The organism is bacterium (assembly GCA_014360495.1).
Classification (GTDB): domain Bacteria; phylum Armatimonadota; class JACIXR01; order JACIXR01; family JACIXR01; genus JACIXR01.
This window is the reverse complement of sequence record JACIXR010000001.1, coordinates 270,905-290,188: the sequence shown is the minus strand read 5'-3', so window position 1 is coordinate 290,188 and position 19,284 is coordinate 270,905. Positions and strand designations below refer to the sequence as shown.

The 19,284-nt window shown below is 46.9% G+C and carries 11 protein-coding genes; 4 read left to right on the top strand and 7 right to left on the bottom strand.

What is annotated here, in order from left to right; genetic code table 11:
• Positions 1–17: 17 nt before the first annotated feature.
• The 6 genes from H5T88_01220 to H5T88_01195 all read right to left on the bottom strand — a co-directional run bounded on the left by H5T88_01220 (position 18) and on the right by H5T88_01195 (position 13,869).
• The gene (locus tag H5T88_01220; GenBank protein ID MBC7328960.1) at positions 18–842 is read right to left on the bottom strand and encodes a DUF1559 domain-containing protein; all 825 of its coding nucleotides are present in this window, start codon (positions 840–842) and stop codon (positions 18–20) included.
• Positions 843–1,098: 256 nt separating this feature from the next.
• Positions 1,099–3,486, bottom strand: a complete 2,388-nt coding sequence (locus H5T88_01215) for a beta-galactosidase (protein MBC7328959.1) — start codon at positions 3,484–3,486, stop codon at positions 1,099–1,101.
• Between the two features lie 133 nt (positions 3,487–3,619).
• Entirely contained in the window at positions 3,620–4,906 is a 1,287-nt protein-coding gene (locus H5T88_01210; protein ID MBC7328958.1) for an ADP-ribosylglycohydrolase family protein, read from the bottom strand.
• A gap of 128 nt (positions 4,907–5,034) precedes the next feature.
• The gene (locus H5T88_01205; GenBank protein ID MBC7328957.1) at positions 5,035–7,365 is read right to left on the bottom strand and encodes a hypothetical protein; all 2,331 of its coding nucleotides are present in this window, start codon (positions 7,363–7,365) and stop codon (positions 5,035–5,037) included.
• Positions 7,366–7,423: 58 nt separating this feature from the next.
• Entirely contained in the window at positions 7,424–9,544 is a 2,121-nt protein-coding gene (locus H5T88_01200) for a DUF5060 domain-containing protein (protein MBC7328956.1), read from the bottom strand.
• Between the two features lie 233 nt (positions 9,545–9,777).
• Positions 9,778–13,869 (bottom strand): hypothetical protein, encoded by a 4,092-nt coding sequence (locus tag H5T88_01195; GenBank protein ID MBC7328955.1) that lies wholly within the window; start codon positions 13,867–13,869, stop codon positions 9,778–9,780.
• A gap of 202 nt (positions 13,870–14,071) precedes the next feature.
• Here H5T88_01195 and H5T88_01190 point away from each other — a divergent pair, with 202 nt between their 5' ends.
• From H5T88_01190 to H5T88_01180, 3 genes are all read left to right on the top strand, one after another.
• Positions 14,072–15,274 (top strand): MFS transporter, encoded by a 1,203-nt coding sequence (locus H5T88_01190; protein ID MBC7328954.1) that lies wholly within the window; start codon positions 14,072–14,074, stop codon positions 15,272–15,274.
• 332 nt (positions 15,275–15,606) lie between these two features.
• Positions 15,607–16,515: a KaiC domain-containing protein gene (locus H5T88_01185; protein ID MBC7328953.1), complete on the top strand. Its 909-nt coding sequence runs from the start codon at positions 15,607–15,609 to the stop codon at positions 16,513–16,515.
• Positions 16,515–17,015, top strand: coding sequence for a hypothetical protein (locus H5T88_01180; protein ID MBC7328952.1), 501 nt, complete (start codon positions 16,515–16,517; stop codon positions 17,013–17,015). Before H5T88_01185 ends, H5T88_01180 begins: the two co-directional genes overlap by 1 nt.
• Here the strand turns inward: H5T88_01180 and uvrB are convergent, their stop codons facing one another.
• A complete protein-coding gene (uvrB, locus tag H5T88_01175; GenBank protein MBC7328951.1) occupies positions 17,016–19,019 on the bottom strand; it encodes an excinuclease ABC subunit UvrB in 2,004 nt (667 codons plus the stop codon). It abuts the gene before it with no gap.
• 98 nt (positions 19,020–19,117) lie between these two features.
• Here uvrB and H5T88_01170 point away from each other — a divergent pair, with 98 nt between their 5' ends.
• Complete coding sequence (locus tag H5T88_01170; GenBank protein MBC7328950.1) at positions 19,118–19,273, top strand: hypothetical protein; 156 nt, start codon at positions 19,118–19,120, stop codon at positions 19,271–19,273.
• Positions 19,274–19,284 lie beyond the last annotated feature (11 nt).

Sequence of the window (19,284 nt, the reverse complement as noted above, 5' to 3'; positions counted from 1 at the left end):
CCCCAAATAGAGCTACTTTATTGAGGCGCCCAGACCAAGTCCCAATGACAGATGCGCAGCTTACCTCCAGCGACCATCGGCTTTATCTGGTCTGCCTTATACCACTTCGCATGTCCATCCATAAATATGAGGTTGGAACCACCCGTATGGCGAGCGGATTTGTCTATTGCAGTTTGCAAATCGGTGAGATTGCAACCCCAACCGCCTACGCAACATTCTATGCCTGGATTGCTACCCGCCACAGCATTAGCGAAGGCGAACATAACAACCATTCCATCCACTTGTAGATAGGGAGCTACATAACCATTGGAGGAGTCTCCGATAACGACATATTCAGCTGGTGTTTTGATATCTGCTAATTTAAGAGCGCCTGACTTTCCCTGGCACCAGAAGGTTCCGCTCAAAGCGAGGTCGCTTATCCCGTAGGCGCATTTTACACCCACATTGCAGGGCGTCAGGGAGTTCTGAGGTCTACTGCAATTTGGATTGCTCGTGGGCCAGCAGCAGGCGGGCCAAGCGGAGTGGGAATCCGAAGGCATACTGGGGCAGCTAAAGACATGCCAATTCTTGACATAGGGATAGAGCATCTCCGTCCAAAACAGCCAAGTTTGATTACCTGGCCCTACACTCCAACAGGGCTTGGGGGCATAGGGGAAAGTTTCATCCCAATCCTGCATATACATCTGGAGGGCGGTTCCTATCTGCTTCGTATTGGACAAACAAGCTGTTTTTCGAGCCTGCTCCCGAGCACGGCTGAAGACAGGGAAGAGAATCGCCGCTAGAATGGCGATGATAGCTATGACGACGAGGAGCTCGATGAGAGTGAAACCGTTCCTTCTCATCCTTTCTCACCTCCTTTCTTTTTGGATTTAAAAAAATTAGCCGAGCCATCTGATGGCTCGGCTAATTGAAGCCTAAAATAGAAGGAGCAAAGGTATCAGAGAGAGAGAGAGAGAGAGAAATCTCTCCCTTTTAAAAGGAGCGATTTTTCTCGTATATCATTTTGCATTTCCATAAACATTTTATTGCACCCACTAATCTATGTTAATATCATTTTATCTCAATTTTAAACCCTGTCAATACTATGTCAATACTTTTTCAACGCTTCTTTATCTCTTCAACATAAGCCAGATTCGCCGATTTCACCCTCTCTATGAGTTCCCTTGACATCTCAGCTGATATGCGGAACTCCTCCCTTCCCACGCCAACGGGATTCTCCACTATGTGACAATCAACCATCTCGTTCCAACTATAATATCCCAGCCCATCTCCTATCTCCGCAATATCCCTGCCGAATTCAGCGTCTATCCAATTGCTGACCCTATAGCAGTAAATCACTTTCTGCCCCCTTCTCCTCAGCTTCCTTATCTCCTCCCTCTCTTCCCTCGTCAACCTCCCCTGCGTTCCCCTTATCAAAATAATATCCGCAAACCTAACTATCTCGGGTAAGCAGCCACAGCTCCATTGATAGCTAAGCGCATGGGGATGCTGGGAGCCGAACTGATAGGGAACCTCTGCTAAGAAAAGAAGGTCGGGATACCTCTTTTTCAGTCTCTTCTTTATTTCCGCGAAAGCGGAGTTACATAGCTCCGCTCTAAAACGAGAATGCTCAACGACGGGGATGGGCTGGATTGGCTGGTCAACCCTTGAATAATCAAAAATCCTCTCATCCCTTGGGTCTATCTGTGAGAAATCGCTGAAGGAGGTTCCCCAAAGGGCGTTCAATGATTTTATATCGCCCTTATACCTCTTCCTTAACCATTCTCGGAAAAGCTGGTTCGTCTCCTCGTCAAAAGCGGTGAAGTCCATCTCGCAGGAGAGGGAGATGACGGGACGCTCCTTCCCTTCCCAGATGACTCTCAATATTTTCCCATCCCTCAAATATCTCTCAAGATAGGAGGAGACATAGGAGACGAGATACTCCTTGAATTCCTCGCTATAAACCTTCGCTTGAGTTGTTTCCCCTTTTTGATTAATTGTCAATGCAATTGGGGGGATTCCGTAAAGCCTGCTCGCGCATTCCATCCTCCATTCGTAATGGGCGGAGATGTCCCTACCACAATGAGCCTCCAGCCAGGGAACGATGTAAAACCCCTCCTCTTTCGCCAATCTATGCTCCCTATCAAGCCATTTCCAATTCCCGTCAAGCATTTGGGAGAACTCGTGGTCCAAAAGTAGGGTATTGAAGCCCAACTCCCTTAGCCTTCTCAAATCCCTTCTTATCGCTGAATCATCGCTCTTCCAAGGTTCCCACCAATGCCCAAAGAAATAAATGGAGAGTAGCGGTTCGCCATTTGGAAGGAAAAGAGAGGAGGGTTTATCCTCGCTTTTGTTCAACCTTCTCACCACCTCTAATGCTGGGCGAGGGGAGCCGTCCTTTCTCAACAAGCTGAAAGAGGAGGTCCCTCGCTCAATGTAATGTCGCCAATTCCAAATTGAATAGCCGATTCCCTGTTTTTTCAAAGAGGAAATGGAGATATTCAACCAATGCCTCTGCTTCTTTTCCCCCACAGTTTCTACATCCGCTCCCAACTCGCCCATCCAAAGGGGAAGAGTTGGGTATAATCTCCTCGCTAAATCTATCTTCCTCTGCATAGCCTCAAGGTTTTCCAAAAGCGTTAACTTGGGGTCCAGATAGTAACCTATGCTGTAGAAGTCAAAGGGATTTGGGATGGGGAGAGATGCCTCGTTGGGAGACGGGGGAGGCAAGACGGGGTCTAAGAGGAAATCGTGGAAGCCGACTATGGCATTCGGTCTCTCCTCCCTAATCGCCTTAACCATGGGCGGCAGAATTTGGCGGAGAATTGAGGCGAACCAGAGATAGTGGTCCATCCAAATCTCCCATTTTGACCGTTCATCTGTTGAGAGGGGCTTGAATGTCTCCCAAGTGAAAGATTTTCCCCATCGCTTGTTCCAATATTCTATATCTGAATTCCTTTCCCTTGCCCATTTTTTGAAAGCATCAATGCATTCCCCTCTCTTATCGGGGTGATAAAGGAGGGTTGCGGGGAGGATTTCCTCGGAGGCGAGAAGATAGACGACATTGGGAAAATCCTTTGTGATATGAGCAATCTTTCTCAGAAAACTTGTATAACTTTCAACTTGTTTTGGCATTATTGGCCAGATTTGCTCATCTAATCCTTTGGGCGCCCAGCCTTCACCCACATAGCCGAGGGCGAGGATAACTGTCAATCCTTTCTCCTGGGCTCTCCTGCAAACACCCCTTAGCCATTTTAAACGCTCTTCGTTAAAAATGGGCGGGTCAAGGGAAGGCTGAATCTCCGCCCAAACATTGACGAGCCAGACTGCGTTGAAGTTAGCTTTCCTTATCTCTTCAAGGTCTTTCTCCCAAACCTTTAAATCATAGTTTATCTGAGGATAGGGAATGTAGTTGCTCACGCATTTCCATTTTCCAATGGTGGATGGATGTGAAAGGGAAATAAAGAAGATGGAGAGCAAGAAGAGAAGAGAATTTTTTCTTATCATTAAAAAGAAGTCTAATTGAAGATTCTTTTTATGGCAAGGGTTATCTATCTTTAAGGGCTTACCCATTTTCTCAGCCTTTTAGAAATGCTTTCTGGATAAGGGGAAAAGGGTTATTTTTCCTCTTCGTCTTCTTTTATTGGTAAAATAGCAAGGCAAGGCGGGTGCTTCGCCTTGCCAAATCGCTGATTTTATTCCTATGAAAGCCGACGAGTATGCTCTCGAGCTCGTCGTTAAGCGGCTCTATCCACTCCTTGGGGAGCTTTGACGCGCCCAAAATACCACCCATCACTGAGCCAGCGGTTGCTCCATTGCAATCCGTGTCCAATCCTCCCATAACGCTCAAACAAATCGTCCTTCCGAAATCGCCTTCCCCATATAAGAGGGCAAGGAGAACGATTGCCGCATTATTTATCGTATGGACGGGATGGTAATGTCCATATCTCTCAAGCGCCCTTTCTATCGCTTTCTCCCAATCCCTTTCCTTCTCAAAAAGCTCCAAAGAGAATCTAACTGCTTCAGCGAAGCGAGAGCGAGGAGGAATGAGGGAAAGAGCTACATCAACTCCTTCTTGCAAATTCTTTCCTCCGATTACCGATGATAAAAGCACGGCGAAGAAGATTTCCCCATATATGCCGTTCTTCCTGTGGGATACAATTGCATCACGCCAAGCGAGCTCAAAAGCCAGGGCGGGCTGACCAGCAGAAACATACCCCCAAGCATCAGCCCTTATCTGTGCCCCTATCCATTCCCTGAATGGATTGAGAAATAGGGAGGTCTCGGGAGGCTCCAAGCCAATAACTAAATTTCTATACGCCTCCCTCTCCGCCGTGTAGACGAGATGGTAAGGGAAATGCTCAAGCCATTCCCTGCCGACATCATGGGGGGAGAAGCTCTTTCCATATGTCTCAGAGATGTGGAGGTTGATGATTGTGTAATCCGTATCGTCATCCCTCTCCGCTTTTTGGATATTCCCCCTCGTTAGGCTTTTTATGTAGGGATTTGGTTCGGGGAAGAACTCTAAGGGGAAATAAAAGGAGAGGGGATATTCTCCGATTCTTTGGAGATTTTCCCTTATTCTTTCCCTGCTCCAGCCCTCAACTGGCTTGCCGAGCATACAGCCGGCGCATCTTCCCAGCCAAGCACCATAGATTTTATCGTAAAGTATTTCCTCTGAGGGAAGGGGAAAAGATTCGGGCAATGGCACAACGCTTTTCAGCTCCTCCAAATCGGATGGTTCTTGATAGGGGAAATCTTGTTTTGGGGAAAGTGAGGAAAGCTCTTCATATATCTTCCATATGCCTTTCTCATCTCCCTTCGCTTCTTCAAGCTTTAGCTCAAAACCCTCAACATCGCAACCTTCCTCTCTCCTTTGAACGATTTCGTATTTGAGAAGTTGATAGAGATATTCAAGGTTTTTCATAATTTCAACCTCCTATTATGTGTTTAGAGTAGTTTAATGGATTAAAGTTTTTGGTGGAAGTATCATTTAAAAAGAAACACCCACTGCTTCGCCTCAACCTCTACTATGAAAGGAAAGCCTCTCAATCTCTAATCCCTCGGATAGAAAAGCATAAAGCTGTTCCAATTTAGATAGCGGGATTCAAGCCTCCCCAAATTCCCTTCCCCGAAGATTATCTCACCGAAGCTCCACCATTCCCCTCCGGGTGCATCCACCTTCTTCGGAGCTTTCCAACCCCACCAGCGTAGGAAAGGACGCTCCAATCCCTTTCCCTCAATCGCCAAGCATAGAGCGGGAAACTCCGAATATTCCCTCACCCTCTCCAATCCCAAAACGAAATTAGTGGGATTTCTCTGCGGGATTAGCCTTATGTAGCTTAGGGGGTGGCTCGTGCGGAGGAACGAAAGGCAGAAGGCGACCCCATCCGCACAGCGTCCCAACTGCCAATCGCTTGGAGGGGAAAGCTTCGCTAATTCCACAGGCGTCTCATTCAGGAGAAGGGAGCGTAGACGAATGATTGAGGGGGCTATGTGAGCGGTATCCTCATTTAGTCTATAGGGAGTTTTTCCTCGTCTTGCCCTTTGCGTCAAAAGTTCCATCTCCTCCTTTATCTCCTTCCCCAAGACATCCCTATAGAAGCGGGCTACATCCTCGCTTGAGAAGCGAACCCAACGATTCTCAAATTGCCTCTCTCCCGTTTCCTTTGGGTATGTCGGACCGTCTATCTGCCATCCTGCCAAATCCCCCCAAAGGTTGGTTAAATAAACCTCCTTCGGCATAAACTCCAAGGAATGCCAGGGCTGATTGAGGCGAAAGTATTCCGCTCCAACCTGCTTGATGTAATGGTGAACGAGCTCCCTAACGAATATGTAGCAGGAGAAGGCATAGGTATCGTAATCATCAGCCATATAAGCGAGGCGAGCCATATAGAGGGGAGGGCTCGCCTCATCTCCCATCTCCGCTATAGAATAGCGACCGAAGGACTTCCAATCGCATTCAAGGGGTGTTATGAAGAGACGCTTTATCATCTCCCAACGCTCCCTAATTGTTCCCCAATCTCCCGTGTAATGGGCATAACACCAGAGGGTTTCAAGGAGATTAGAGGAGAACTTTCCCGCATCATCATATCCACCCCAGGTCCCTATTCCCGGACCAACTAAAAGCAGCATCCCTTTAAATTCCTTATAATTCTCCTCCTTAAGGACGAAATTCTTCATATACTGCTTCAATACCCACTTCACCCTATCCCCGATTTCTTTGGGAAGATAGGGAAGGACTTTTCCATACCACCTATCTCCCATAACCTGCCAGCAGTAATTCTCCTTGCCTCCGTGGTCCCAAATCTCCTGCCAATCCTCTCCCTTGAATTTTTCACCCACGCGCCTCACAATCCAATCATAAGCCTGCTTGACGACTTGGGGCGCCTCATCAAGATTGGGAAGCTTCACCTCCTCCGTTATGTGAATATACTGGAGGAGGGGGAAGCGAATCTCGTAGGTATCAACATTTTCTATTCCGAGCCAGGGACCGTAGGGAGTAAATAGATTGGGGTCGGTGATGGGCTGATAGAGGGTCATAGGGAAAGGCTTTTGGGCGAGTTCGTTTTTACCCGCCCACCAAGCAAGGGCAAGAGCGGGAGGGAGGGGAGCGAGGCGTAAGGGCTTAGTTTCCCAGTCGTCTTTTATATATCGCCATTTAAAGGTTTCCCTTATTATGAGGGTATCGCCTGAGAGGGCAAATCTTTCCTCAGCATAGAGGGGGAAGGCACGGGCGATTCTGCTGAAATATTGACAGCGATTGAACACTTCTTGGGGAAGCCCTTTAGCCCATTGCCAGGGGCGGATGTTTTTTGAAGGAAGATTGTGCTGGGCGAGGAAATCCTTTCCCTGTTGAGGGGGTTTGAAGTAGCCGTAGATGGGCATTAGGACGATGTCTCCTGCTTCTTTTGGGAAAGATAGGGAGAGTCCTTTTTTGGTTAAGGATATTTGAGATGGGCGATGTTGGAGGACGATGAGAATGGGAGCATCCCAATCCTCCCATCCCTCCGCTTGGGAGAAGGAGGCGAGAATCCAGGGAGCGATTTGGGAGGGAGAGGAGAGGGATTCACCTCTTTTGAGAGCGCGAATGCCCTTGCTGAGAGGGATGGAAAGAAAAGTGGGTGGCGACAGCCCCCATTTATCCATATTCGCGAATAGGGTTATTTTGGCTTGATTGGAATGGATGAGTATGGCAGGCGATAGTTCGGTTGAGAGGATGAAGGAGGTGCGTTCAAAGCGGTCAGTGATGTCATAATGGGGCGATTTAGCCCACCAATCGCTGAGATTCTTTCCCCTTTCCCCATATAGTGGCTGGCTGAGAGCAGATGAGGAAATTGCTAATGCGGAAAGAAAAATTTTGAACACGAGATTGAATTTTCCCATCTCTGAGTTATTATCTTAAATTTCCCTTTATTTGTCAAAAGAATTTAAAGGCGATTTCTCAACGATTCTCTATTCGCAAAATTTTGCAAGCGATATCACGAAGGAAAGGCGGTGCTGATATCTGTAAGGTTTTCTCCTTTGCCTTAACGATTTTCTCCTCAAGAACCTTTCCTTGATAAGTGTCAAACCATTGAACTTTATATTTGCCCGGCGATAGCCCGTTTATAATTATTGAAATGCCCTCTCTTTTCCTTGGCTTTATCTTCTCCACAACTACAGAATACCAGCCCGCCTCTTTATCAGAGAGGAATATATAAGCCCGGTCCTTCCCTTGCAATCCGATGACCCTTATCGCTTCGTCGGAAGTTTGAGCATTTATTGATTGAAGCCCAGAGGCGAAGGGGATATCGGAGGTGAAGATGGATAAGGGTTTATAGTGGTGGTAGGCATTCATCATATCAAGCTTCTCCCACCACCAAAACATCGCGGTTCCGGATAGCCCGCTGAGAGCGGATGCCCAGAGGGCATCGTGGAAATGGAGGAGTTCCTCATCCTTTTCCATATAGGGGCTGAGGCGCCACTGCTCATCAGCTAATCCGAACTCGCTCAGCAATGCTGGCTTCTCAGTGGCATATTTTCTTAAAAGCTGAGCCCTGTCCTGAACTGCCCCCACAGCATCCTTCCAAAGCTCGTTCCAGTTGGGACGAAGATACCAATGAAGGTCGGCAACATCCAGTTTCCTGTTCGCCCAATCCCTTGGCGTGGGAGCCCAAGCGCTAGTTGCTCTTAGATGTCTATATGGGTCTATTTGCTCAAGATAGCTTCCCATTTCGTTATAGAAGCGCTCTGTGGGCAGGTTTGGGTCCTGCTCGTTCCAATATTCCCAGCTGACGACGCTCGTTGAATACCCCCATCTCGCAACCGCATAGCGGAGTAGCTTCTTTGCGTAGCTTATAGCCTCTTCATATTCAGGGCTGTTATCATTCTTCAGCTTGTCCATATACAGGTTCCTTGTTAACAAGCATAATTGAAGATGAATTCCATATCTCTCCGCCAAGGATACAATCTCGTCAATCATAAAGCAATCAACCTGATTATAAAAACCCATAATTGGGCGATTTACATCCGCTTCCCAGAGGAGCTCAACGCCATCGCCCTTTTCCTTAAGGGACAAATCCGCGAGCAAGAGTTTTCCCTTCCCTTCTTTTCGCACGCGAAGGCTTCCCAGCCACCATTCGTTTTGAGAAGTCGTGAATTCCCTCTGGAAGGGAATCCATTCCCCCTGTCCACCGAGAGAAATTGGTTCACCTAAAGGTTTTCCATTTCTCTCTATTACAACTTTCAATGGATTTTCCGAACGCAGGCGTCCGGAAAGGAGGTAGGTGGCATTGGGACGGAGGGCGACGGGATGGGAAGGCTCAACGGAGAGAACCGCTTCATCTCCAATTTGTAGGCAGAGCTTGTTTTCCTCCCCTGGCATAGGCGCTAAGGGAGGTTTAGGACCCCAAGAGCGTCCGAAGGCGCTCTTCTGCGATTCAATAGCGATTGCCCAATCATCGCAACAGACCCATATACGAAGATAATTCGCTCCGTTATCCGCTAACTTCTTGAATATTTCCTCCGCTTTAACCAAATTAACATACTGCATTGGGCCGATGAAGGCGAGATTCTGTCCGATGGGGAAGAAGAGGGTCCCATCCTCAAAGGAGAAAAAGCGAGGGTCTTTTGAGGATATGGTGACGAAGCCGTGGTGTTTCCTTGGCTTAACCGTGAAGCTCTCAGTATTTGAGCGGAGAACCCTGTTTTTAGTTTTCAAAACCGCTGTGCATTGATATCTTCCCGCTTCTTTTGGCGTGAAGCGGGCTTTCCAGTGGGGCGGAGCTATAGGATAAATCCAATCCAATTTGCGACCATCCTGCTCCAAAGTTTTTCGTTCATAAGGTTGGTAGTAAAAAGCGGGGATGATGATTGTCTTGCCTTTAGGGGTTTTCAATTCAATTGAGATATCTGCTTCCTCGGGGTCAAATGGATTGGAGAAAGATGCGTTCAGATTTATATCTATATCAACCCTCTCATAACACCCAACAATTTTGGGTGAGACAGAAATTATGAATTTTCCCCTCTCCTCACTAGCGAGAAGAGAGAAGCAGAATAGGAATAAAAGGAAATACCACCTCATATTAAATCCCTCCCTTTCTAAGTCTCTTTTTCAATTATGTGCAATTTTTGAAAGGAACGCAAAATTTAAAGATGTGTATATCAGCCTCCTTATCAAGAGAAGCATTGATAGGACAAGTATAATAAAGGGCGGATACCCTACAATCAGAGACTTTGTTTTTTGCTTTGGGTAAACCCTAATTCCATAGAATGCTAAATATCATCCCAAGTCAAGCACATCCTATTCCATTTTCTCTACTTCTTTGGCACGAGCTTTATCTTAAAGCTCTCGCCGAAGAAGGCTCTGCCTTTCGCCACCATTCTAAAGGTTAAAGTGATTTCTCTTTTAAGCGAGGAAAGCAAAAGGAAGGGAGGAATTTCAGCATCTTTGAGGAAGGGGGTATTTTTTGTTATCCCGACCTCCATTTCAATACCTCCACCGTAGCAGAGAAGATAAACCGCTCCGGGCTCTTTCGTTTTTCCGGGTGCTATCCATTCCGCTTCTCCTATGTTCCCCACTGATGCTCTACACCAAATCTCCCCGCTTCCGTCAACCTCCAATGTATCTCCATCCTCCACCCTCACCCACTTTCCGCGTCTATCCTTTATCTCAAGATAATTGAATTCCGCGTTTAAGAACTTCAAAGGGTTCCTCCCATTGTATTCGCTGTTGCCGACAGCTGTCAATGGAACATTACAGGAATTTGTCCCTGTTCCCTCTGTCTTCAAACCGGGAGTTTTCCCTTCTTCCACAAGCTTTAGATATAAGGGAGCATAGGTATCCCACGCATCAAGGGGATGGGCATCAAAGTCAATCGTTATGTATTCATCGGGCTTCTTCTGTTTCTGTTTCGCAAATAGAGGATTGTATTTTCTTATCACTTCCGCTACGGGACGCAATGTCCAATCGGGATTTATTATCCCCGCATCGCTGTTCTCACCTACTCTGAATCCTCCCGGATACCACCAAGGAGCACATCCTATTGCTCCAGATTCCAAGAACATTTTGTAGAACTTCTCCTCTTCTTCCTTCTGATATTCAAGCCTCTCCTTTGGTGTGAAAACCATCTCCGTCCTCCAAACCGTTCCATTCGGCCAGACTGGTCCGCAGAACTCCATCCATATCACTGGCTTCTCCCTACTGATGAACCGATAATAGAGGGTTATCAGCCCACCCTTCCTTATATCCTCCCAGGGAGTTGGATTGCCATATCCTTTCGTATGAAGATTGTAGCCCTCCGGGCAGAGAAAGTCTATATGCTTGGCAACACCTATGGAATCAAGATGGGCACACCAATAGGCATTGGGGAGCCCGCATGCTCCGCCCCTAAAGCTGACGAGATGATTTGGGTCAATGCTTTTTATCGCCCGAACTATCGCATTGTATCTCTTGCTCGCGTAATCGCTGAAAAAGCGAAGGAAGGCAGCGTCCGCTTTAGTATTGTTGAGCCCAATTGGAGGAGCAACCTTCCCTTCTTTTCTCGGAAGTTTCACCCCAAATTCTACCTCAGCCCTCTCCACGCTTCCATAGTTCTTTATTAGCCATCTCTCCCAAGCGGAGTTAAAGGCGCCAGCTTGCACCCTTAAAACCTCCGCGGGCTCCCAGGCTATATCATAAGCGAAAATCGTGGTTATATTTGGAAGCCCCGTCTCCTTTATGAAGCGAAGGACATCCTCAAGAGAACGAGAAGCCAAACCAACCTCGCCAACTCCTCCTCCTTTCCTTATAGAACTGATGACTTCTTCATCAAAATTGAAGGGATTGGCGGGAATGTAAAGCATAACCTTCATATTGTGCTTGTCAGCCCGATGGAGGAAATCCAGAAGATTTCTCACGACTCGTTTCTCACCCGAAATGAGACTGATATCTGCTCCTACAGCAGCTAACATATTTATCCCCAATTTCTCCAAAATAGTTAAATCCTTCTCAATAATCCAGGGGTCATAGAGGGTGGGAGAAAGCCAATTTCCCGCATAGATATCCGCATCCAATCCTCCCAGCATAGATGGCCAATAATTTATCCCCCGAGGGAACCATTTCTTCCCCTTGAGATAGAAATATGACCCTTTAACGGAAACGAAATCATCCTTTTTAGGAGGCTTTTGGGGTGGGAGAACGGTGAGGGGGTGGCTGATTTTGTCAATCAGCTTTCCATTCTCCCAGGCTTCAATTTCAACCGAATAGCCGTTAGAAGGCGATGTAGCTTTCCAGTGCCATTCAAGATTCGTCTTTCCCTTAGGGGTAATTGATATTTCCTCTTGCTTTTGGAAAAGGTTCTTTTTGCCATTTGTAATGGAACATTTTATTTTCAGCGTTTTTCCTTCCGGGCTTAAATTGAAGATGAGGGCACCCATCTTGACATCCTCTCCCTGATTATAGATGAAATGCTCTGCCCCTCCCTCAAATAAAAATGCCCCATTGATTCTATCAACCGCTTGCAGAAGGATATCTGTAAGGTATGGTTTTTGAATGTCTGAGGGGTTTTGCAATTGAAATGAAATCAGACAAGAGCCATCCCTTTTCAGGAGAAGTGAAGCTAAGGCGCCCCTCAGTTCTCCTTTTTCATAAGCTTCAAGAAGTGGTATCCAACGCCAAAGCCTGTCCCTGTTATACCCTCTCCCCTGGGGACGCCACACAGGAGAAAAGCCGGAAATATTTTCCTTGATTTTATAATTTTTTAGGAATACAGCGAGTTTTGAGGTCTGGAACTCGTCTATTTTACTCAAGGGGTAGATTTTGTAGGAAGGACTGACTGTTTCAAGGTTGATTGGGCGAAGGGAAGAGGGGTTGGGAAGAGTTTCTATTTCCTTTGGTATGCTTTGCGTTCCCACTTCATCTACCCAAAATGTGTGTTTTCCGCTTCCGATTTTGGGAGTGTGAGAATCAGAGATGCCGAAGAGGATTTGCTTGGCGTTTTTGGGATTGAAGCAATCGCCGGGAAATCCTCGGTTTAAGCTTGGATTATCGTGCCAATATAGAAAAGCGGAAGGAGGAAGGGAGTAAAATTTCCATTCGGAGGTGAGTTCAACGACGGCTATCCAGCGGGAGCCGTCTTTCTCCCGCCATTCAACAGACATCTGTATAGTTGTATCATCTCCTTTAGCCCAGAAACAGGTGAGGGTATGGTCATCAATAAAGGGAGATTCCTCAAATATCGGGGAAGCAGATGCTCCCCAGCCAGGGAGGGAAGCGGTAACTTTAAGACACTTTCCTACCTTTCCCTCTACAATATCCAAATCCACAGGATTTTTCGGCGAATTGCTTTCAGTTGTCCATGCGCTCAAATCTTCGTTCTCAAAATTGAGGAAAATGTTTTTGGGCTGATTGAGGAAATATTGGTCTATCTTTTGCCCCAATTTCGTTGAATCCAGCCACCCGTTCTCCCACTGGAAGAGCATATTCGCGAAAGCGGGCGCTCCTATAAGGAGGAGGTTGCCACCCCTTCTGAGGTATGAGCGGAGAGAAGTGGTCGCTTGTTGAGGGAAATAGCGAGCATCCGGAATGAGTAGAAGGGAGAAGTTTTCCGGGCTGAGGATTTGTTGGTCGCATATACTATCGCTATCAAGGATAGTCACTCCATAGCCTCTGCTCTCCAGCTTAGAAGTGAGATAGTTCGCCACCGCTTTCCCTTCTCCCGGGAAATTATCCTCAGAGAGAATCGCCACATTTCCCTTCTTTCCTCTTTTTATTTCAATCTGCTTTCCCTTATAATCTTCCGTCCAATATTGGAGGGTAAAACCACTGAACTCAACATCAAAGCACTGTGCCCATAATCCAGCCACTCCCTCTCGAACCGCGGGGTTCCTTTCAAATGAATACTTTATACGCCAGCTTGCTCCTGTCTGGGGGTCGCTTATCTCGCCCTTAATGCCATTCTCGTCCAATTCCAATCTCATCTTATAAAGGCGGTTATACTGCCAATCTATGTGTCCCTCAGTCCAGATAGGAAGCCTTGTGGAACCCTCTAACTGTGCTTGATGTCTTCCTTCAAAATTCTCTATTAATTCCGGATAGCGGAATCCAAGGTCGGGTGCTTCAACTAAGGATAGGCGCCAGAAGCTTCCTTCATCCCACCAGAGACATATTCCTGCTCCCGCCCAGCCAATTTTATTCACCCTCTCTTTTATTAAAATATTTACTTCTATTATTTGCTTAGAAGAAATTGGTGTTGGGGCTAAGGAATAACTTGCCCGTCCAATTGCCTCCCTGATTATATATTTCCCATTTTGAATTTCCCATTTCCCCCTTATCACTTGCCAGTTTTGGAAGTTATCTTGAAGGATTCCCTCTTTTGCGATTGCCAAAAAGGTGAGGAAAAGGAAATATAGAGCTTTCTTATAGGTCATTTTCATCACCTATAAAAAATTAAAGGAAAAACCCTTTCATCGCAATAGTTTAGTTCTCCACTGTCATTGCTGGGAGCGAAGCAGTCTTTTTTATTAAGAAAGTGCAATTGGAACACACGACATTGGTGGGTTCGGAGCTATATGAACCACGAATTATACATATCGTTGCTCCAATCTTTTACAGGTTTTATAATTTTCCTCTATGGAGAAAAAAGAGAGATTCGTTCTCAAGGGAGTTACCTTAAATGTTTTCCTCCTGGGAATCGTTAGCCTGTTGAACGATGTCAGCAGCGAAATGGTCTATCCCCTTCTCCCCATCTTCCTCAAGAGCGTTTTAAAGGCGGGAACGACTTTCATAGGGGTTATTGAAGGGATTGCGGAGACAACGGCGAGCATCCTCCAGATTTTCGCCGGTTGGCTCTCGGATAGATGGGCTGTTAGAAAGCCGATTGTCGTGTTCGGATATTCCCTTTCCTCCCTTGCTCGTCCAATCCTCAGCGTTGCTAAAGCTCCCTGGCAAGTCCTCCTTATAAGATTTGCCGATAGGTTCGGCAAGGGAATGAGGGGAGCTCCTCGCGATGCAATTGTTGCGGATTCAACCCCAGAGGAATTCAGGGGAAGAGCCTTTGGCTTCCATCGGGCGCTGGATAATCTGGGAGCAGCAATTGGACCAATCTTAGCCACGCTCCTCCTCATCACCCTTAAAGAGAATCTTCGCCTCATATTTTTCTTAGCTTCAATTCCTGCCCTCCTCAGCCTTTTCGCCCTCATCTTCGTTAGGGAAAGGAAGCCCGAGAGAAAGGAGGGTGCCCCTCCCGTTCAGCTCACACTCCGCCCTTTTGACCATAGATTCAAGCTCTTCCTTATCATAGTCATAATCTTCACATTAGGGAATTCAAGCGATGCTTTTCTGCTTTTGAGAGCGAAAGACATAGGGATTTCCCTCTCCCTCATACCGATGCTTTGGTTCGCGTTGGATATGACGAGGACTCTCTTCTCTATGCCCGCGGGAATAATCTCCGATAGGGTAGGGAGAAGATATGTGATTGTTTTGGGCTGGTTCTTATATGCATTAACATATTTCGGCTTCGCCTTCTCTTCCCAGCCCATTCACGTATGGTTACTTTTCATATTTTATGGGTTCTATTATTCCCTGACGGAGGCAACGGAAAGGGCTTTCATAGCGGATTTAGTTCCCTCAGAGCTGAGGGCAACCGCATACGGGATTTATCGTTTCGCCATTGGGGTTGGGGCATTTCCCGCGAGCGTTATCTTCGGAGCGATTTGGCATTGGGCGGGTCACATAACCGCCTTTACATTCGGCGCCGGATTGGCGTTTCTCGCCTCAATTCTCCTTCTCGCCCTTATAAAGGAATCACGCCCAGGGGATTTGATACAGGTTTAAAGGGATTGAAGGTTTATCACCAAAAAGTAAACTCGCATCTATGGGTATAGGTTTCAGTGTCAATTCCTTCCATAGCGAGGTAAGAACCTCACTGTCATTGCGAGCCTGACTGCGTAAGCAGTCAGGCTCGCAATCTCGTATTTAATCGTAGCTAAGGAATGAAATTGTCATGCCTTCCTTTGTCGGACTTGCAATGACATTTAGCTCCTTACTCATTACGAGCGGTAGCTGCGAGGAGCGTAGCGAAGAAGCAATTTAAACTATTTTTTATTTGTTGATTTTTGACTTTTCTTTTTTATGCGTTAAAAAATATTAAATGGAGGTGGTTTGCGATGGCAATGGAAAGAGAGGAGTTAGAAAGAGCAAGTTTTGAAGCAGAGGAGAGGGAGTTTCCTCAGCCTGATAAGCGCAGTATCTTCACAGCTAAGGAAGCCCTCGCCAAAGCTCCCAAAATCGTCGGCATTCCCACCGGTATTGAGGGTTTGGATGACCTTTTCTTCACAGTTGAATCGGTGGATGGTAAATTGACAAGGAAAACGCTTGGTGGTTTACCCGCCTATTCCGTTTTCAATCTCACAGGCGTATCCGATACGGGGAAGTCATTGATGGCTGAACAATTCACAGTTGCACAAGCGAGGAGGGGAGAGAAGGTTGCTTTCATAACGGTTGAATCACCCGCTCCCTTTCTCGTCAGCGGTTTGAGATTGAGAGCTCAAGCAATGGGTTATGATTTAAACGATTTCTCCGATAACATCCTCATAATAGACGCAGCATCTTATGGCAATCTGCGGGAGAACATTCAGGAACTTCTCGCCACTCTTGCCTATGTTATCCAGAACTATAAGGTCAAGTTCACGGTGATAGATTCAATAACTGGTCTATATGAGAACAAAGAGATGATGGCGAGAGCTGTTGTGAGGAGAATCTTCAATTTCCTCAAGAAGTGGCATCAGACGGCGATACTGATATCGCAAAAGAGGAGCGGACACGAGGAGCTAACGGCTGAGGCGGCTGGTGGTTATGCGGTAGGGCACATAGTTGATGGCACGATGGTCCTCGCCAAGGAACTCGTTGATTCATCCTATAAGGCAAAGCTCTACAAGAAGGAAATCGGCGATATAGTGCGCCTATTCAGGATAGATGGGTGCAGGCTTTCCGGGCACGATACCTATACCCATATTATGGAGATAACCCAAACAGGGCTCGTGAAAATACTTGACCCAATAGGAGGTGAGAAGTGATGATAGTGGAACCCATTCGCAAGGACGATGACATTGAGCTTTTAGCGGGAAGGGTTTTCCTCAAGACGATAGACCTCTTGGGGGGACTGCACAAGCTCGCCGAGTATCGCGCCCTTACCTGGCTTCCTTCCCTTGCAAGAGCTTCCTTTGCCGTCGTTCTTAGAGAGGAGCTTATGAAGACTGAGGACGAGATAGCGAAGTTCTTAGGCTTGACGAGAAACACTGTGAGGAACATTCTCAGAGCTAATGCCGACCTCGCTCTGAAGAGACTGCAGGAGATGGAAGAGGAAATGTCTAAAGAGGGGGGAAAGAAGGATTTGAAGGTGCATATAGCGGGAGCTTTCGCCAAGCTCGCCTTCAAGGAGATAAAGGAAGGAAAGGAAGCCGTGCTTCTTAAGAAGTTTGTTGGACAAACTCTCAAACAATTCGTCGGCGAGCTTCTACAACAGTATGTCGGTGAGTCAGAAGAGCCCTCTGAACCCCCAGTGCCCTCTGAATAATCAGCCCCTCTTCCCGCCTGAGGGAGCGGACACAAGCTCCTTAAGTCGTTTGATTTCGTCTCTTAGCTGAGCTGCCCTTTCGAATTCAAGATTAGCAGCCGCCTTCTTCATCTCCCGCTCCAGCTCAACTATGCGGGAGAGGATATAGTCAACATCTAAATAGGAAGCTGCTTCCTCGCTCACCTTTAATTGTTCCTTCTCCAATTGAATCATCTTCTGTTGAAGGATATCGTGAACCGCTTTCTTGATTGTTTCCGGGGTTATCCCGTGTTTCTCGTTATACTCCATTTGGATTTTCCTTCTCCGATTGGTCTCCTCTATCGCCTTCCTCATAGATTCCGTTATCGTATCCGCATACATTATCACTTTGCCGTTTATATTCCTTGATGCCCTCCCAATCATCTGAATCAACGAGGTCTCCGAGCGCAGGAAACCCTCCTTATCTGCATCCAATATTGCCACTAATGATACCTCCGGCAAATCCAACCCCTCCCTTAGAAGATTTACCCCCACTACAACATCATAAACCCCCAGTCTTAAATCCCTCAAAATTCCCACTCTATCAAGGGTTTCTATCTCCGAGTGAAGATAATGAACCTTTATCCCCAATTCGCTCAGGTATTCCGAGAGGTCCTCAGCCATCTTAATCGTGAGAGTGGTGACCAATGCCCTTTCCCCTCTCTCCACCCTCTTCCTTATCTCTCCGATTAGGTCATCTATCTGTCCTTTTGTTGGACGCACTTCCACCTCAGGGTCAACGAGACCTGTCGGTCTTATAATCTGCTCAACCACCTTTTGCGAATGAGCGAGCTCATAGGGACCAGGGGTTGCGGAGACGAAGATAACCTGATTTATTTTCTTCTCAAATTCCTCAAACTTTAGAGGGCGATTATCGTAGGCTGATGGAAGACGCCAGCCATATTCCACAAGAGCATCTTTGCGGGATTTATCTCCCTCATACATTGAGTGAAGCTGGGGGATGGTCTGATGGGATTCGTCTATGAAGAGGAGGAAATCCTCAGGGAAGTAGTCAATTAAAGTGTAGGGAGGCTGCCCGGGAAGGCGACCGTCAAAATGGCGGGAGTAATTTTCTATTCCCGGACAGTAGCCGATTTCCCTGATTAGTTCAAGGTCGTGGAGGGTGCGGGCTTTTAATCTCTGGGCTTCCAAAAATTTCCCCTGACTCTCAAAATAGGCGAGCCTTTCCTTCAATTCCTCTTCAATTGAGGCAATCGCCCGCTCTATCTTGTCCCAGGGAGCGACATAATGGGTGGCGGGAAAGAGATAAAGATAATCAAGGTCGTTCCTCAGTTCACCGCTGATAGGGTCTATCTCCAAGATTCTCTCCACTTCATCCCCGAAGAACTCTATGCGATAAACTACCTCCTCATCAATCGGAAAGATTTCCACGGAATCCCCTCTCACCCTGAATTTCCCCCTCTGAAGGGCGAAATCGTTCCTCTCATACTGCATCTCCACCAGGCGGAGAAGCATCTCCTCCCTGTCCATTTCCTCTCCCTTTTTTATCGCGAGGGTTATTCTTTTATAATCCTCTGGGGTTCCCAGTCCATAGATACAGGAGACGGAGGCTACGACAATCACATCCCTCCTGCTCATCACCGCTTGGGTTGCGGAGTGGCGTAGGCGGTCTATCTCGTCGTTTATGGAGGAATCCTTCTCAATGTAGAGGTCAAGCTCGGGAATATAAGCCTCTGGTTGATAATAATCGTAGTAGGAGACGAAATACTCAACCGCGTTATAGGGGAAGAACTGCTTGAATTCGGCGCAGAGCTGGGCTGCCAAGGTTTTGTTGTGGGCTATGACGAGGGTGGGGCGCTGAACCTCAGCGATTATGTTAGCCATCGTGAATGTCTTTCCCGAGCCAGTAACGCCCAGGAGGGTCTGATACTTATACCCCTTCCTTAATCCGTCAACGAGTTCCCTTATAGCTTTGGGTTGGTCACCCGTGGGTTTATAATCGGAGACAAGCTTAAACTGTGGCATTTTATATCCCAAATGATATTATACAAATCACCCATTTTATGGCAAGTTTGTAAAAATATGAAGTGGAACCAATTTTGTCAAGGTAAAGGCGGTGAGATTTGCGAACTGTGTTGGTGGAACCAATCTTGGTTTTTTGGTTTATTTCTTTAAGCGATTGCCACGCTTCCCTTGTGGGAGCCATCGCAACGAGAGAAGAAGAGATTGCCACGCCCGCCTTTGGCGGGCTCGCAAACGACACAAACCGAAATTTTTAAGGTATTGGAGA

Bases quoted from the DNA above. Each gene is read 5' to 3' on its own strand.
- H5T88_01180 (MBC7328952.1), top strand. From the start codon at position 16,515: ATGATAGTGGAACCCATTCGCAAGGACGATGACATTGAGCTTTTAGCG.
- H5T88_01190 (MBC7328954.1), top strand. From the start codon at position 14,072: ATGGAGAAAAAAGAGAGATTCGTTCTCAAGGGAGTTACCTTAAATGTT.
- H5T88_01215 (MBC7328959.1), bottom strand. From the start codon at position 3,486: ATGATAAGAAAAAATTCTCTTCTCTTCTTGCTCTCCATCTTCTTTATT.
- H5T88_01195 (MBC7328955.1), bottom strand. From the start codon at position 13,869: ATGACCTATAAGAAAGCTCTATATTTCCTTTTCCTCACCTTTTTGGCA.
- H5T88_01210 (MBC7328958.1), bottom strand. From the start codon at position 4,906: ATGAAAAACCTTGAATATCTCTATCAACTTCTCAAATACGAAATCGTT.
- H5T88_01220 (MBC7328960.1), bottom strand. From the start codon at position 842: ATGAGAAGGAACGGTTTCACTCTCATCGAGCTCCTCGTCGTCATAGCT.
- uvrB (MBC7328951.1), bottom strand. From the start codon at position 19,019: ATGCCACAGTTTAAGCTTGTCTCCGATTATAAACCCACGGGTGACCAA.
- H5T88_01205 (MBC7328957.1), bottom strand. From the start codon at position 7,365: ATGGGAAAATTCAATCTCGTGTTCAAAATTTTTCTTTCCGCATTAGCA.
- H5T88_01185 (MBC7328953.1), top strand. From the start codon at position 15,607: ATGGCAATGGAAAGAGAGGAGTTAGAAAGAGCAAGTTTTGAAGCAGAG.
- H5T88_01200 (MBC7328956.1), bottom strand. From the start codon at position 9,544: ATGAGGTGGTATTTCCTTTTATTCCTATTCTGCTTCTCTCTTCTCGCT.